General features: G+C 46.1%; 14 protein-coding genes. 3 read left to right on the top strand and 11 right to left on the bottom strand.

What is annotated here, in order from left to right; all coding sequences use genetic code 11:
• Positions 1-106: 106 nt before the first annotated feature.
• Complete coding sequence (locus tag M3234_RS09040) at positions 107-1,000, top strand: hypothetical protein (RefSeq protein WP_262304407.1); 894 nt, start codon at positions 107-109, stop codon at positions 998-1,000.
• Positions 1,001-1,111: 111 nt separating this feature from the next.
• Here the strand turns inward: M3234_RS09040 and M3234_RS09035 are convergent, their stop codons facing one another.
• A complete protein-coding gene (locus M3234_RS09035; RefSeq protein WP_262304406.1) occupies positions 1,112-1,855 on the bottom strand; it encodes an RDD family protein in 744 nt (247 codons plus the stop codon).
• Between the two features lie 131 nt (positions 1,856-1,986).
• On the opposite strand from M3234_RS09035, the gene M3234_RS09030 reads away from it, so the two are divergent.
• Complete coding sequence (locus tag M3234_RS09030; RefSeq protein ID WP_262304405.1) at positions 1,987-2,301, top strand: DUF3892 domain-containing protein; 315 nt, start codon at positions 1,987-1,989, stop codon at positions 2,299-2,301.
• Between the two features lie 101 nt (positions 2,302-2,402).
• Positions 2,403-2,978 (top strand): GNAT family N-acetyltransferase, encoded by a 576-nt coding sequence (locus M3234_RS09025; RefSeq protein WP_262304404.1) that lies wholly within the window; start codon positions 2,403-2,405, stop codon positions 2,976-2,978.
• 45 nt (positions 2,979-3,023) lie between these two features.
• Here the strand turns inward: M3234_RS09025 and leuD are convergent, their stop codons facing one another.
• From leuD to M3234_RS08975, 10 genes are all read right to left on the bottom strand, one after another.
• Positions 3,024-3,608 (bottom strand): 3-isopropylmalate dehydratase small subunit, encoded by a 585-nt coding sequence (gene leuD / locus M3234_RS09020; RefSeq protein ID WP_262304403.1) that lies wholly within the window; start codon positions 3,606-3,608, stop codon positions 3,024-3,026.
• Positions 3,609-3,611: 3 nt separating this feature from the next.
• The gene (leuC, locus tag M3234_RS09015) at positions 3,612-5,030 is read right to left on the bottom strand and encodes a 3-isopropylmalate dehydratase large subunit (RefSeq protein ID WP_262304402.1); all 1,419 of its coding nucleotides are present in this window, start codon (positions 5,028-5,030) and stop codon (positions 3,612-3,614) included.
• Between the two features lie 98 nt (positions 5,031-5,128).
• Entirely contained in the window at positions 5,129-6,235 is a 1,107-nt protein-coding gene (gene leuB / locus M3234_RS09010) for a 3-isopropylmalate dehydrogenase (RefSeq protein ID WP_262304401.1), read from the bottom strand.
• A 33-nt stretch (positions 6,236-6,268) separates the two neighbouring features.
• Entirely contained in the window at positions 6,269-7,810 is a 1,542-nt protein-coding gene (locus M3234_RS09005; protein WP_262304400.1) for a 2-isopropylmalate synthase, read from the bottom strand.
• Positions 7,797-8,828 (bottom strand): ketol-acid reductoisomerase, encoded by a 1,032-nt coding sequence (gene ilvC / locus M3234_RS09000; protein WP_262304399.1) that lies wholly within the window; start codon positions 8,826-8,828, stop codon positions 7,797-7,799. The genes M3234_RS09005 and ilvC overlap by 14 nt, the downstream gene beginning before the upstream one ends.
• 28 nt (positions 8,829-8,856) lie before the next feature.
• Positions 8,857-9,378 (bottom strand): acetolactate synthase small subunit, encoded by a 522-nt coding sequence (gene ilvN / locus M3234_RS08995; protein ID WP_262304398.1) that lies wholly within the window; start codon positions 9,376-9,378, stop codon positions 8,857-8,859.
• A complete protein-coding gene (gene ilvB / locus M3234_RS08990) occupies positions 9,375-11,102 on the bottom strand; it encodes an acetolactate synthase large subunit (RefSeq protein WP_262304397.1) in 1,728 nt (575 codons plus the stop codon). Before ilvB ends, ilvN begins: the two co-directional genes overlap by 4 nt.
• Positions 11,103-11,552: 450 nt before the next feature.
• On the bottom strand, positions 11,553-13,220 hold the full coding sequence (gene ilvD / locus M3234_RS08985) for a dihydroxy-acid dehydratase (protein ID WP_262304396.1): 1,668 nt from the start codon (positions 13,218-13,220) through the stop codon (positions 11,553-11,555).
• 12 nt (positions 13,221-13,232) lie between these two features.
• Positions 13,233-14,141 carry a branched-chain-amino-acid transaminase gene (ilvE, locus tag M3234_RS08980; protein WP_262304505.1) on the bottom strand — a complete coding sequence of 303 codons (909 nt, stop codon included), beginning with the start codon at positions 14,139-14,141 and terminating at the stop codon, positions 13,233-13,235.
• A gap of 561 nt (positions 14,142-14,702) precedes the next feature.
• Complete coding sequence (locus tag M3234_RS08975) at positions 14,703-16,001, bottom strand: ammonium transporter (RefSeq protein ID WP_262304395.1); 1,299 nt, start codon at positions 15,999-16,001, stop codon at positions 14,703-14,705.
• Positions 16,002-16,009 lie beyond the last annotated feature (8 nt).

Genomic DNA, 16,009 nt, shown 5'->3' with positions numbered 1-16,009 from the left:
GAACAGCTTTATCCGTAATGGGGAAATATCGTGCAATGAGTTAACATAAGAGTAGAAAAACAGAGAATATAACATCTTCAAAATTTTTTGAAGAGAGGTTTTTGTGATGAAAAGTCAAAAAACAGTCAGTATCCTTGTCCTGATCATTTCGGTTTTTTCCGTTGCTGCAACGTTGACTGCCATTCTATCCAAGCAAGGTCCAGGGGCATTCCAACACCAAACTATTTTCAAAGAAACTGTCAGCATTTACGGAAAAGGGCTTTATCAGCATGATTCCGTTGCAATGGCTTCACAGGCGATTGCCCAGGATTATGTCACCTTGATTTTAGGTGTTCCGCTACTGGTGCTTTCACTATTTTGGGCGAGAGAGAACTCGCTTAAGGGAAGATTACTACTAACCGGGACATTGGGCTATTTTTTCTATACCTATGCCTCGTATTCATTTCTTTCCATGTATAACCCGTTGTTCCTTGTTTATGTACTGCTGATGTCAGCAGCCTTCTTTGCGTTCACGATGGAGATGATGTCGTTTGATATTCAACGATTGCCCGGGGCTTTCTCAGAAAAGCTTCCGGTTAAATTTATTGGCGGGTTTTTGTTGTTGGCATCCATCGTATTCGGAATCATGTGGCTTGGTAGAATCATCCCGCCGCTTTTTAATCAAACGCCCCCCGAAGGGCTTGAGCATTATACCACTTTGGTCATTCAAGCACTTGATCTCGGTTTTATCGTTCCGGTGGGAATCATGGCGGGAATACTCATCATCCGGAAACAACCATTCGGATACCTCTTGGCACCCATACTCATCATCAAAGAAATCACCCTGCTCACAGCCCTGTCAGCAATGGTCATCCTGCAAATCGCCAACGGCATCCAAGTCAGTCCCGTTGTCCTTATACTAGTCCTGGCGCTAAACATCATAATCATCTATATCATGCTTTTAATTATGAAAAACGTAAAAGAGGTGTCAGGCACCGTTAGTGAACAAATGTCCACCTAGGGTGGACATTAAGTGCCCAAATGTCCTTGCAATAGCTAAAAGCCCTTCCATAGTGTATGGAAGGGCTTCTTTTTGTTCAGTGATTCACAAAAGACTGGGCAACAGGAAAATCTAGATGGTGATTCCGGCGATGAGCAGGGCAATTGGAAATAGGCTTACGACAACAAGGCGTGCTGTACTGACTTTTCCGTACAGAACAACAGTACCTATATGTTTGTCCCAGGTAGCGATGCCATGTTCCTTTAAATCCCGATAGGAGAATAGGAAACAAATAATATTGATAAATGGTACGCCGAACCCCATCCCGGCAGCATTTACAAAAATACTTCGTTTAAGAGCAGTAAAGAAATCAATCGGTACCCCTGTAACCGTTCTTACTCGAGCGTTTAATAATGATTTTCCCAGCGTATTCCCAAAGATTGATAGGATCACAGCTTCTACTAAAATATAGAGGATCAGGCACAGCATAAAAATAAAGATTGCTGACGAATCTGCGATAAAATGCGGCTTAAAAATCGAGAAGAAAGTAATGACAAATAATGAAAATAATGAGAGGTCAAAGAATCTGGCCAAATAACGCACAATGGGCCTTCCGTTGGGATAGGTATCCTTTGCAATTTCCATCCAACCTGCAGCATAGTTGATTATTCCCCCTGACTCATCCTGAAAATCTGACTCTGACAGTAAATCAAGCGTTTTGGCCGGATGCCAACAGTCCAAATCTTTGTTCCAAACAAAACTGTCCCGTGTTAAAATTCCCTGTTCTAAAAGCTTTTTTAGCTCAAATAGTCCAACGGGTCCTTGCTGCTGATGATCGCGGATGTAAAACCAAGCATTTCCCTCCTGTACTTCCATTCGATCGCCCCCAATTATAGGTAAAGTATAACACAGGAAAAAACAACCATTTTCTGAACTTTTTTTGACAGTTTATGAAGCATATTTTCTCGAAAAATAAAAATACTAACAAATGTTCGGAGGTGGAATTTTTGGAACAAAAGGACTTTGAAAAAATTTATCAGCAATATCGGCAGCAAAGCGAGCAGCAAGCCCAAATGGAGGCGGGTCCTAGTAATCCTAATGGTAAGGAAGAGTTTGTCGCCGTTAAGAAGAATGATGAAGGGGATATTATTGCCTTCAAAACCAATACCGGCAGGGAACTGGATTACCTGACTGCATTGGATGAAGCTAAAGCCGGAAACATCGCCCATGTCGGCGTCTTTCACAAGTATCGCAGGGATATCATTCGCAGCGAACCCGACGGTATTAAAGAAAATAACCTTGATCGACTACCAGAATTTTAGCCAGAAAAAATGAGCAGAATTCATTCTTTCTGCTCATTTTTTCAATAAGAATAATAATTTTTTTCAGTAAATAGTAAGAATACTCTTAAAGGAGTGATGGCATGCATTGGTATGAAAAGCTTAATCAATACTTTCCAATTGAAGAAATGAAGTCAAAGGAGCACATGGATACTTTACTGAAAGAACGTTCCGACATTTATCACAAAGAAGAGGGACGCTATCATGTGCTAATGTACGCTGAGCTTAACGACTTTATTTTCATAGATTATCTGTTTGTTTCCAAGGATGCCCGTGGGCAGGGGTTGGGACACAAGCTATTAGAAAAATTGAAGCAAAAAGGAAAGCCGATTATACTGGAGGTTGAACCTGTCAACTACGAAGACAGCGACACGGAAAAAAGGCTGCGTTTCTATAAACGGAATGGGTTTGAACATGCCCAATCCATAGGGTATGAACGAAGATCGCTTGCAACCAATGAAGTGAACAAAATGGAAATCCTCTATTGGGCACCAAATAATGAGTCTGAAGAAATGATTTTTGAAGCGATGAAGAAGACCTATAATTTAATTCACACTTATAAGGATCAACAATTCTATGGTGAATCCTACCAGCCGGCCGATGAGGTGCTAACGTTTAATGAAGAAACATCGACTCAAAATATTTTGGACAATGTGTGAGAAGAAAAAAAATGAGCCTGGAATGGTGTCCAAGCTCATTTTTTACTATTTATGCGTAAGCTCATATTGCTCAATTTTATCTTCATACGTTAAGGTTACGCCAATTTCATCCCAGCCATTTAACAGCATTTCCTTCGGATATGGAGCGATATCGAATTGGAATTGGAAGCCCTCGTTGTCATAAACCTTTTGTTCTTCGAGGTTTATTGTCAAGGAGTAACCTTCCGTTTCCGCTTTTTTCATGATGGTTTGCACTTGCTCATCACTGGCTTGGATGGCAAGGATGCCGTTTTTCACCGTATTATTTTTAAAAATATCGGCGTAGCTTGGAGCGATAATGACCTTAAAGCCAAAGTCCTGAATCGCCCACGGCGCATGCTCACGGGAGGAGCCGCAGCCAAAGTTTTCGCCGGCAACCAAGATGGATGCCCCTTTGTATTGCGGTTGATTTAATGGAAAGTCAGGGTTGGGATTTCCATCGTCATCAAACCGCCAGTTATAGAACAGGAATTGTCCAAACCCGCTGCGTTCAATTCTCTTTAAAAATTGCTTCGGAATAATTTGGTCAGTATCAACATTCGTTCTGTTTAATGGGCAGACAAGGCCCTGAAGCGTACGTAAAGGTTCCATAGATTAACCAACCTCCTGAGCTGTAAACTTTCGGACATCGACAAAATGGCCGGCAATGGCCGCAGCGGCTGCCATTTCAGGGCTGACCAGATGGGTGCGCGCGCCTTTTCCTTGACGTCCTTCAAAGTTGCGGTTTGATGTCGAAGCACAGCGTTCCCCGGATGGAATGATATCATCATTCATGCCAAGACACATGCTGCATCCGGCATCGCGCCATTCGAACCCTGCATCTTTAAAGACCTGGTCCAATCCTTCTTTTTCTGCGGACAGCTTGACGCTGAAGGAACCTGGGACAACAATGGCTGTTACCGAAGGGTTGACTTTCTTGCCGCGGATAATCTCGGCAGCCTTCCGCAAGTCGCTTAACCGGGAGTTAGTGCAGGAACCGATAAATACATGATCAATTTTAACATCGGAAATGGGCTGTCCAGCTTGAAGTCCCATGTATTCCAGAGCACGTACGATTTCATCCTTTTCAGAAGGCTTATCCGTTTCGTCTGGACTTGGCACATTTGCAGTTACCGGGATACACATGCCGGGATTTGTTCCCCACGTTACCTGCGGCTCAACTTCAGCTGCATCGATTTCTACGACTGTATCGTAGGTAGCACCTTCATCGGTGGCAAGCGCCTTCCAATGGGCTGCCGCTTCCTCAAATGCCTCTCCCTGTGGAACATGTTTTCTGCCGCGCAAATACTCCACTGTTGTTTCATCAGGGGAAATGAGCCCAGCCCGTGCCCCGCCTTCAATGGACATGTTGCAGACGGTCATCCGTTCTTCCATTGAAAATCCGCGGATCGCTTCTCCGGTATATTCAATAACATAGCCTGTTCCAAATCTGACGCCGAACTTTCCGATAATCGCAAGGATTAAGTCCTTGGCTGTCACGCCTGTCCCAAGCTTTCCGTTCACTTTTACATTCATTGTTTTTGGAGGAGCCTGCCAAAGCGTTTGCGTGGCAAGAACGTGTTCCACCTCGCTTGTTCCGATCCCGAAAGCGAGCGCACCGAATGCTCCATGTGTAGAGGTATGGCTGTCGCCGCAAACAATGGTTTTTCCGGGCTGTGTCAGACCTAACTCAGGGCCGATGACGTGAACGATGCCGTTATCGGGATGGTGGATATCTGCAAGGGTAATTCCGAACTCCTCACAGTTTTGCTGCAATGTATCGACTTGCTTTTTCGAAATCGGGTCATTGATAACTTGGCGTTGCCGGGTTGGAATGTTATGATCCATTGTTGCAAAAGTAAGTTCCGGCCGGCGGACTTTGCGGCCGTTCAATCGTAAGCCCTCGAAAGCCTGAGGAGAGGTTACTTCATGAACGAGGTGCAAATCAATATAAAGTAAATCCGGCTTTCCTTCTTCTTGATGGACCACATGCTGTTCCCAAATTTTTTGGATAATATTCTTTGGATTGTGCATAGCTTCCTTCCTCACGTTTATGGATTTTTTGCTTTTATTGTTTTTAGAGTAAACCGCCAGGCCATTCCTGCCCAGCCTGGCGGTCACCGAATCATTTATTAATAATAACAGCTTGCAATACACTTAGAGGCGTTTTGTGTCCTGATAAAGTCAACAATCAATTTTGTCATCTCTTCAGTTCCGACCCGGCGGCCATTTGGAATTTGCAAATCAGCCGTATGGTAGCCGGCATCCAGAACCGATTGAACAGCGGCCTCGATGATTTTCGCTTCTTCTTCTAATTGGAAGGAATAACGGAGCATCAGCGCCGTTGATAGAATCATCGCAACCGGGTTGGCAATGCCCTTACCGGCGATGTCCGGTGCCGAGCCGTGAACCGGTTCGTAAAGGCCGACACCCGCTTCATTCAAGGAAGCAGACGGGAGCATCCCAAGGGAGCCTGTTAACACGGAGGCTTCATCACTTAAGATGTCGCCAAACATGTTCTCCGTCACAACCACATCAAAGTGAGACGGGTTTATGATCAACTTCATCGCAGCGGCATCGACCAGTACATGCTCAACGGCAACATCCGGGTACTCCGCCTTCTTTTCCTCGACAACCTCGCGCCACATCTTGCTCGACTCGAGCACGTTGGCTTTATCAACCGAAGTAAGGCGTCCGCGGCGTCCGCGGGCGGCCTGAAACGCTTTGTCTACGATTCTTTCAATCTCGTAACGGGTATAAGCAAGTGTATCAACTACCGACTGGCCATTATCCCGCCGCTCGCTTGGGGAACCAAAGTAGATTCCGCCAGTCAGTTCACGGACAATAAGGAGGTCGCTGCCGGCAACGATTTCTTCCTTTAATGGCGATGCATGGAGCAGGTTTTTGAAGCCTTTGATCGGGCGCAGGTTCGCAAATAAATCAAGGGCTTTGCGAATTCCGAGCAATCCTCGCTCAGGACGGAGGTGGGAAGGGTTTTGATCCCACTTCGGCCCGCCGACCGCTCCAAGCAATACGGCATCCGCCTGCTTGCAGGCATCTACAGTGGTTGCCGGAAGAGGAGTGCCGTATTGGTCAATGGCTGCTCCTCCGATTTCATGGCTTTCGAAGCTGAAGGAGTGATTATACTCTTCAGCAATTGCAGTTAACACTTCTTTTGCGGAACTCATAACTTCCTTGCCGATTCCATCACCGGGAAGTAAAACAATTCGTTTTTTCATGAGAAGCAACCTCCTTATTTTTTAAAAATTTCTTTAAAGCGCCGGTTCTTTAATGACGGCCCCGTTTGTAAAGAATACACGGTTCACAGCGTTGATGAATGCTTTAGCGGTGGCCTCCAAGACATCTTGGGATGAGCCGCGGCCACTTACACTTACACCGTTTACGGTCATTTTTACATGTGCTTCTGCGAGGGCATCCCGTCCGCGTCCTACAGAGCTTAAATTGAAATCGGTTAGATGTATTTCCTCGCTCACGAGGGCCTCCAACGTATTGTATAAAGCTTCGACGCTTCCGCCGCCGGTGCGGGCGGTTTCCACACGCTCACCCTCAGGGGTCATCAAAGCCACTGTGGCAGTCGGCAGGTTGGCTGACCCATACTGTACCTGGAAGGCAAGCAACTCATATTTTTTCACATCAACAGTTGCCGTTTGAATATCAGTTAAAATTGTAAATAAATCTTCGTCGGTAATTTCCTTCTTGCGGTCAGTCAATTGCTTAAACGACTGGAATGCTTCATTCAGCTTTTCTTGAGAAAGCGTAAAGCCCATATGCTCGATTTTGTCTTTAAAAGCATGGCGTCCGGAGTGCTTGCCAAGAACAAGATCATTCGAGCCGACGCCTACCATCGAAGGAGTAATTATTTCATAGGTTAATGCATTCTTCAGCACGCCATCCTGGTGTATCCCAGATTCATGGGCAAAGGCATTTTTGCCGACAACAGCCTTATTGCCGGGAACCTTCATGCCGGTGAAGCGGCTTACCAAGTCGCTGGTGCGTTTGATTTCTTTTAAAACCATATTGGTTGTGTACGGATAGAAATCCTTGCGAATATTTATTGCAACAGCGATTTCTTCTAAAGAAGCATTGCCGGCGCGTTCGCCGATGCCGTTAATCGTGCCTTCGACCTGGGTCACTCCGTTTTCGATTGCCGCTAGCGAGTTGGCAACAGCCATTCCCAAGTCATCATGGCAGTGACAGGAAAGGGCGGCCTTATGAATATTTGGCACGTTCTCGCGGATATAGCGGAACATCTGGCCATATTCGGCAGGTGTTGTATAGCCTACTGTATCCGGCAGGTTGATCACTGTTGCACCTGCATCAATCACTTGTGTAATGATACGCACCAGAAAGTCCAAGTCGGAACGGGAGGCATCCTCCGCTGACCATTCCACATGGGTAAACTTCTTTTTTGCATACGAGACCATGTCTACTGCTGTCTGCACGACTTCGTCAGGTGTTTTCAACAACTTATATTGCATATGGATAGGGGAGGTGGCGATGAACACATGCAACCTTGGTTCTGCTGCATCTTTTAACGCATCCCACGCAATGTCAATGTCTGATTTAGTGGCGCGTGCCAGGCCGGTAACCGAAGAATTCTTGATTGTCTGGGCAATCGCTCTGACCGCTTCGAAATCTCCTTTAGAGGAAGCCGGAAAACCGGCCTCCATAATATCAACGCCAAGCCGCTCTAGCTGTCTGGCAATTTCCAATTTTTCAAGCTGGTTTAAATTTACACCAGGGGACTGCTCACCATCGCGTAAGGTTGTATCAAAGATGTTAACGTGAACCATGTACCACCACTTCCTTCTTCTGGTTTACAGGCTTTTTAATAAATGGCATTAACGCACGAAGCTCGCGGCCGACGACTTCAATTGGGTGGTTATTTTCGGCACGGTTGATTGCGTTAAATTGCGGACGGTTGGCTTGGTTTTCCAAGATCCAGCCTTTTGCGAACGCACCGGTTTGGATATCCTTTAATACTTCTTTCATGCGAGCTTTTGTATCTTCATTGACAACACGCGGTCCGGAAACGAAGTCTCCCCACTGGGCAGTGTCGGAGATGGAGTAGCGCATGTTCTCCAAGCCTCCTTCATATAACAGGTCAACGATTAATTTCAATTCATGCAAACATTCGAAGTAAGCGACTTCTGGCTGGTAACCTGCTTCAACCAACGTTTCGAAGCCAGCTTTGATTAATGCAGTAGTACCGCCGCAAAGAACCGCTTGTTCGCCGAATAGATCTGTTTCGGTTTCCTCTTGGAATGTCGTTTCTAGGACACCTGCACGTGCTGCACCAATCCCTTTTGCATATGCAAGGGCAACATCGCGCGCTTGACCAGTGTAGTCTTGGTATACCGCGTAAAGGGCAGGAACCCCGGCACCCTCGGTATAAGTACGGCGAACCAAGTGTCCTGGGCCTTTTGGCGCTACCAGGAATACATCAACATCAGCAGGAGGGACAACCTGGCTGAAATGAATGTTAAATCCATGGGCAAACACTAGTGCATTTCCAGCCTGGAGATTAGGTTTAATGCTTTCTTCATAAACCTTCGGCTGCATTTCGTCTGGTAAAAGCACCATAACAACATCTGCCTGGGCAGTTGCTTCCGCTACAGTCGTAACCTCAACACCGTCTTCTACTGCTTTATCCCAGGATTTTCCTTGACGCAAACCGACAACAACATCAAAGCCGCTTTCCTTTAAGTTAAGAGCGTGAGCATGACCCTGTGAGCCATAGCCGATGATGGCAATCTTTTTCCCTTGTAAAACTTCTTCTTGAATATCTCCGTTATATAATACTTTAGCCATTATAATCATCCTTTCAAAAATGAGCGTTTTATTTTAGTAGGTAAGTAGCAGATAGTTCATTTCCTTGCGGCTGATGCCCGCGTTGGAAGGCGGTCAAGCCGGTTCTGGCAATCTCTTTAATCCCATAGGGACGAAGCAATTCAATCAGGGCATCGATTTTATCCGGGCGGCCGGTAATCTGCACGGCCAGACTGTCTTTGCTGACGTCAATAATCATGGCGCGGAATGGGTCGATAATCCCGTTAATTTCGCCGCGAAGCTGGGCGCTGCTGGCCACTTTAATTAAGGCGAGCTCGCGAACGACAATCGCTTTATCGGTAATATCAGAAACCTTTAATACGTCAATTTGCTTGTTTAATTGTTTCGTAACCTGCTCAAGCCGCTGTTCATCTTCAACATCGACAACAAGCGTCATTTTCGAGACACCTTCTGTTTCTGTTGGGCCGACCGAGATGCTGGCGATATTGAATTGGCGCCGTTGCAGGACCCCGGTAACCCGGTTCAGGACGCCGCTGCGGTCCTGGACGGTTAGTGAAATTATTCGTTTCATTGTGGTTTCACCCCAATCATTTCATGAAGCCCTTTGCCAGGCGCGATCATTGGAAAAACTTTTTCCTTCTGAAGGACGCGGCAATCAATCAGTACAGGGCCATCGTAAGCCATTAATTCTGGCAGGGAGGCAACCAGGTCTTCCTGATTATCGATTTTTGCCCCGCGGATGCCGTAGCTTTCCGCAAGTTTGACGAAATCAGGCTGTGTCTGGAGTATGGACTCCGAGATGCGATTTTCATATTGCAGCTCCTGCCACTGGCGGACCATTCCCAGTGCGCCGTTGTTGACGATAATAATTTTGACAGGCAGGTTTCGTTCGTAAATGACGGAAAGCTCTTGCAATGTCATTTGGAAACCTGCGTCACCGACAATCGCCACGACGGTAGCGTCAGGTGCGGCCATTTGCGCGCCGATCGCAGCCGGAAAGCCGAAGCCCATTGTGCCAAGTCCGCCTGAAGTGATCCAGCGGTGAGGCTTGTTAAAGGTGTAGTACTGGGCTGCCCACATTTGGTGCTGTCCGACGTCGGTTGCGACAATTGCTTCGCCCTTGGTGACCTTATGAATCGCCTCAACCAGCCATTGCGGGCTCATGCCGCTCGAATCGAGCTTATACCAAAGAGGGAAATCCTTTTTGTATTGAGTCAGTTTTTCATGCCATTCTGCACATTCCGGCGAAGCAACCGCCTCGTCAAGCAATTGTGTTAGGGCCACCTTGGCGTCGGCAACAATTGGAATCTGCGTTGGTACATTTTTCCCGATTTCCGCCGGATCGATATCAATGTGGGCGACCTTGGCAAATGGCGCAAAGTGCTTCAAGTTGCCAGTTAACCGGTCATCGAAGCGGGCGCCGAAATTGATTAATAAATCACTTTCATATAAGGCCATGTTTGCCGTATAGGTTCCGTGCATGCCGCCCATTCCTAAAGACAATGGGCTGTCTGCAGGGAATGTTCCCAGTCCCAGCAGGGTAGTGACAACCGGAATATGATGTTTTTCGGCAAAAGTGGTTAATTCGGCAGATGCCTGACTGTGAAGCACGCCGGCACCGGCAAGGATCACCGGCTTTTTCGCCTTTGGAAGGGCCTCTGCCAATTTTCTGATTTGCAATGGATTTGGTTTATAGGTTGGCTGGTAGCCTGGCAAATGAATGCTAACCTCCTCCGGCACCATTGATAAAACTTCCGAAGATATATCCTTTGGTACATCGACGAGGACTGGCCCCGGCCGTCCTGTAGAAGCGATGTGAAAAGCTTCTTTCACGATTCTTGGCAGGTCGGCAACAGATTGTACCTGATAATTATGCTTTGTAATCGGTGTGGTAATCGCCATGACATCCGCCTCTTGAAAGGCATCCGTTCCGATTACCGACCGTGCAACCTGACCGGTAAATACGACGAGCGGTAAGGAATCCATCATTGCATCTGTAATTCCGGTTACCAAGTTCGTTGCTCCAGGCCCTGAAGTTCCAATGACGACTCCCGGTTTCCCCGTAATTCTGGCATAGCCCTCCGCAGCGTGAATCATGCCTTGCTCATGGCGGAAGAGAACGTGGTTGATGGAGCCTCGTGCCCGATAAATCGCATCATAAATCGGCAGGACGGCACCTCCGGGATACCCGAAAATTGTCTCAACACCTTCTTTGATTAATAGGTCAATCAGAAGGTCTGCACCTGTTTTTGGTGCGGTACTGGTTTGGAACTCCAGCTTTGCTTCTACTTTCACGTCGTAATTCCCTCCTTAAGTGTGATTGAATATTTGAAAAACTCAGCATATGGCTGTGTTTTGCTTAAACAACAAATAAAAAAGACCTAATACCCCCCGAATTGCTGCAGTCAAATACATCAAAAGCAGAATGTTCGGGGAGAAAAGGTCTTTCATTTCTCGGTACCACCCGGTTTTACAGCATCCTTACGAATGCTGCCTTATGAAGCGAAAACGAATCTTATAACGCTTCTTTTTGTAACAGGTGTGCAAGAACACCCGGTTAAACCTACTGAGTTTAAAACCGTTCAGATTAACACTCAGGGATGATGTCGGATTAGGAGGTATTACTGGGCTTCCAGCAACCCCAGCTCTCTGAAAATACCAATTCCTAAACCTTTATTCCCGTCATCGATTTTTCTATGAATTTTTCAAAAAGGGGAGGGAGGTAACCTCGAACCCCAGAAAAAACTAGATTTTCATAATTCCGCCGGTATTGGCAGATGTAACAAGCTTTGCATATTTTGCCAAATAGCCAGTCTTGATCTTTGGCTCCGGCTTTATCCAATTCGCGCGTCTCTCGGCTAAAACCTCGTCATCAACGAGCAGCTCAATCGATCGTGCTTCAAGGTCAATCAAGATTTTGTCGCCATTTTCAACGAAGGCAATTGGCCCGCCTTCTGCTGCTTCCGGAGAAATATGGCCAATCGAGATTCCCCGGCTGGCTCCTGAGAAGCGGCCATCGGTAATCAAGGCAACTTCTTTATCAAGTCCGCGTCCGGCGATAGCGGAGGTAGGTGCGAGCATCTCCGGCATTCCTGGTCCGCCTTTCGGGCCTTCGTAGCGAATCACCACGACATGGCCTGGCTTTACAGTACCATTATTAATATTTTCCTGTGCTTCTTCCTGAGATTCAAACACAATGGCTTCACCAAGGAAGGTTTTGATGGAGGGATCAACAGCTCCAACCTTGATGACACCGCCATCTGGAGCAATATTTCCGTACAGGATGGACAGGCCGCCAACAGGGCTGTACGGATTGTCTTTTGTCCGAATGACAGTTTCGTTTGTTATTGTTGCATCCTTCACATTTTCTTCGAGCGTTTTGCCGGTAATCGTCAAGCAGCCCTTATGCAAGGCACCTTCCACTTTAAAAAGTTCGTTGAGAATCGCGCTGACGCCGCCGGCACGATGGACATCATCCATGGAATAATCGGATGCCGGCATAATTTTTGCCAGATAAGGGACTCGTTCAGCAATTTTGTTAATGTCACGTAAATCGTATTCGATTTCTGCTTCATGGGCGATGGCCAGTGTATGTAGCACCGTATTCGTGGAGCCGCCCATGGCCATATCAAGTGCAAAAGCATTATCAATCGCTTCTCTTGTTACCATATCGCGTGGACGAATATCTTTTTTCACTAATTCAATCAGATGTCGTGCCGCCTGGCGGATTAACTCATGTCGTTCCTCAGAAGTAGCGACGATTGTGCCATTACCAGGGACCGTCATACCGAGGACTTCCATTAGGCAGTTCATCGAGTTAGCGGTAAACATTCCCGAACAAGAACCGCAAGTCGGGCAGGCGCTTGTTTCGATTTCCAACAGCTGCTGGGCGGACATCTTCCCGCTGTGGTAAGCGCCGACTCCCTCAAATACAGAGGTGAGGGACAGCTGCTTACCGGTAGAAGAAACACCGGCCTCCATCGGGCCGCCCGAGACAAATACGGACGGAACATTGGTTCTTACCGCCGCCATCAACATGCCCGGCGTGATTTTGTCACAGTTTGGAATGTAGAAAACTCCGTCGAACCAGTGGGCATTAATTACGGTTTCTGCGCTGTCGGCGATAATCTCTCTGCTTGGCAGCGAGTAGCGCATCCCAATATGGCCCATGGCAATTCCGTCATCAACACCGATTGTGTTAAATTCGAATGGGATGCCGCCGGCTTCGCGGATGGCTTCCTTGACAATCTCACCGAATTTGTTCAGGTGCTTATGCCCTGGAATAATATCGATATAGGAGTTGCAGACGCCGATAAACGGTTTGTCTAAGTCACTTGTTTTAACTCCGGTTGCATATAAAAGGCTTCGGTGGGGGGCACGATCAATCCCCTTTTTTATCATATCGCTTCGCATCTTTATAATCTCCTAACTGACAACAGCCTGGTTTGCTCTTTCAGGGTAGCAAGCCACTCCATCGGTAGTTACTATTTTTCTAAACTCTGCCAATAGGTCGTTCGTCACAGGTCCTGGTTTTCCGTTACTAATCGTACGGCCGTCAACATTAATGGCGGCAATGACCTCAACTGCTGTCCCTGTTAAAAATACTTCATCGGCCACATAAACATCATGTCTTCCGAATGGGGCTTCCTGTACCTCGTAGCCCTTCGCTCTTGCGACATCGATAATCGCGTTTCGTGTAATTCCTTCTAATGCCCCCAAGTAAACGGGAGGAGTTTTAATGACGCCATTTTTTACAATAAAGATATTGTCAGCCGAGCCTTCGGTTACATAGCCTTGGTCATTGAGCATTAAGGCTTCCTGTACGCCGGCCTGGCTCGCTTCGAGTTTAACAAGGATATTGTTTAAGTAATTCAACGATTTAATCTGTGGGCTTAACACATCCGGACGATTTCTTCTACTTGGAACGGATGCAATTTTGATGCCGTTTTCGTAAAATTCCTTCGGATACATCGTTAATTCCTCAGCAATGATGATCACATTTGGATTGGCGCAGGAAGATGGGTCAAGTCCGAGATTTCCTTTACCGCGGGAAACGACGACGCGGATATATGCACTTTCAAGTTCATTTTTTCTAACGGTGTCAACAATTAGTTGCGTCATTTCCTCCTGTGTATACGGAATCCTCAGCATAATGGATTGTGCTGATTCAAACAGTCTTTTTAGATGGGCATCGAGCCTGAAGACGTTGCCGTTATAAACACGAATGCCTTCAAATACTCCGTCTCCATATAAAAAACCATGATCAAAAACTGATACAACAGCATCCTCTTTCTTGACGAATTGTCCGCCAAGGAATATCCATTGACTTCCCAACATTACCACTCCTTTTAATGATAAAACGCATTAATTGAATAAAATAAAATTTGAAAATAAGAGCCCCGACCCAGCGATTTACATAGGCTGAGGAACTAAGGACTTACCAGATTAGAAACTATTTTCGATAATCTTACACCCATTTTCAAGCAGGGTCAACACAAAAATCTGACAATTCAAACTAATTAAATAAATTGGTAGCGTTTACAACCTTGTATTCATAAGGTTAAGCGGAATTTTTGTTTTTTGAAAAATTTTTTTTGCGTGGCAATTCTGTCCTTTTTCAAGGTGGGATATGGAGAGGGAAAACTAGTAGTATAGAAGCTTACTGTCAATAAGTGGGGATGTTCATTTTATAGAATATTAGGGTGAGAAAGAATGAATTTATTATTCTACTGTAGTAAGGTATTGGCTGATCCAAGAAAGCAGAGCCTGCTTTTTTTCACGATATGACGGATGATTGTGTAGCTGGTTGGGAGTTCTAATTTTACTGCTTCCCAATTTGAAATGAGCCATTCCATCCCTTGTGAGTAAGAGATGGAATGGCTTGAGAGGCAGTGCCTATGCGTTTAACTTTGGCTGTGGATGAATAAAATTCTCCTTTTTGCCTGATTTTTCTTCCGATTTTGCCATTTCCGGATATCCGTAGCTTCCATGCTCACTTACATCGAGACCGACCATCTCTTCTTCTTCCGATACCCGCAATCCGTTCATCATTGTTTTCATGACGGATAAGAGGATAAAGGATACAATAAATGCAAAACTGCCACAAACTAGCACACCTAATGCTTGCACTCCGAGCTGATGGAGACCTCCACCATAAAATAATCCTTTATTGCCGACTGTTGCCAATTCTGGAGTAGCAAAAAATCCAGTCGATAATGTTCCCCACACTCCCGCTGCACCATGAACCGAAAGGGCGGCGATCGGGTCGTCTATTTTTTTCTTTTCAAAAAACCTACTACTATAGAAGACCAAAATTCCAGCGATGAAACCGATTAGCACAGCAGCCCATGTATCGACAAATGCGCAGGATGCCGTAATCGCCACCAAGCCTGCCAATGCTCCGTTTAGCATCATTTGCACTTCTGCTTTACCTAAGACAATCCAGGAAATGATCATGGCTGCAATCACTCCGGCACCGGCTGCTAGGTTTGTATTCACAGCAACAAATCCGAAGAAGGCACCGTCAACAGAAATAGTACTTCCCGCGTTAAAACCGAACCAGCCTACCCAAAGCAAGAGCACGCTTAAAGCAGTGAAAACCTGGTTATGTCCTGCAAGATTATTAGCTGAACCATCTTTATTGTATTTTCCAATTCGGGGTTTGAGGATAATGGTTGCGGCAAATGCAGCCATGGCTCCGGTTAAATGAACGACAGTGGATCCAGCAAAATCTTGCTTGCCATGCTCTGCCAGCCAGCCGCCGCCCCAAATCCAGTGGGCAATCGGTGGATAGACTATGATGGAAAAAAGAACGGAAAATACAAGATAGGCACCTAGTTTTGCCCGTTCGGCGAAACCGCCAAAAGCAATGGTCAATGAAATTCCGGCAAAGGCCTGTTGGAATAGAAAGAACACTGGTCCGGAAAGCCCTAAGCCTTCGACATCATAACCAGAGTAAAAGAAATCAGAAAAGCCAATTAATGAATTACCGGTGCCAAATATTAGACCATAACTTACAGCCCAGAACATGATGGAGGCAATCCCAAACGTGAGAATTGTTTTTCCGGCAATATGTCCGGCATTCTTCATACGAGTAGAACCTGTTTCTAGCAGGATAAACCCCCCGATCATTAGGATGACAAGTACAGTACTAACCATTACCCAAAGACTGTTCATTAAAAAAGTAGTATCCATTTTTGCTC

Source organism: Neobacillus niacini, from assembly GCF_023715785.1.
Lineage (GTDB): Bacteria > Bacillota > Bacilli > Bacillales > Cytobacillaceae > Neobacillus > Neobacillus niacini_E.
This window is presented reverse-complemented; position numbering and strand designations above follow the sequence as displayed.

Excerpts from the sequence above, each read along its gene's own strand:
- leuD (WP_262304403.1), bottom strand. The coding sequence starts at position 3,608 with ATGGAACCTTTACGTACGCTTCAGGGCCTTGTCTGCCCATTAAACAGA.
- M3234_RS08975 (WP_262304395.1), bottom strand. The coding sequence starts at position 16,001 with ATGGATACTACTTTTTTAATGAACAGTCTTTGGGTAATGGTTAGTACT.
- leuB (WP_262304401.1), bottom strand. The coding sequence starts at position 6,235 with ATGAAAAAACGAATTGTTTTACTTCCCGGTGATGGAATCGGCAAGGAA.
- leuC (WP_262304402.1), bottom strand. The coding sequence starts at position 5,030 with ATGCACAATCCAAAGAATATTATCCAAAAAATTTGGGAACAGCATGTG.
- ilvN (WP_262304398.1), bottom strand. The coding sequence starts at position 9,378 with ATGAAACGAATAATTTCACTAACCGTCCAGGACCGCAGCGGCGTCCTG.
- ilvD (WP_262304396.1), bottom strand. The coding sequence starts at position 13,220 with ATGCGAAGCGATATGATAAAAAAGGGGATTGATCGTGCCCCCCACCGA.
- ilvC (WP_262304399.1), bottom strand. The coding sequence starts at position 8,828 with ATGGCTAAAGTATTATATAACGGAGATATTCAAGAAGAAGTTTTACAA.
- M3234_RS09025 (WP_262304404.1), top strand. The coding sequence starts at position 2,403 with ATGCATTGGTATGAAAAGCTTAATCAATACTTTCCAATTGAAGAAATG.
- M3234_RS09005 (WP_262304400.1), bottom strand. The coding sequence starts at position 7,810 with ATGGTTCACGTTAACATCTTTGATACAACCTTACGCGATGGTGAGCAG.
- M3234_RS09035 (WP_262304406.1), bottom strand. The coding sequence starts at position 1,855 with ATGGAAGTACAGGAGGGAAATGCTTGGTTTTACATCCGCGATCATCAG.
- M3234_RS09040 (WP_262304407.1), top strand. The coding sequence starts at position 107 with ATGAAAAGTCAAAAAACAGTCAGTATCCTTGTCCTGATCATTTCGGTT.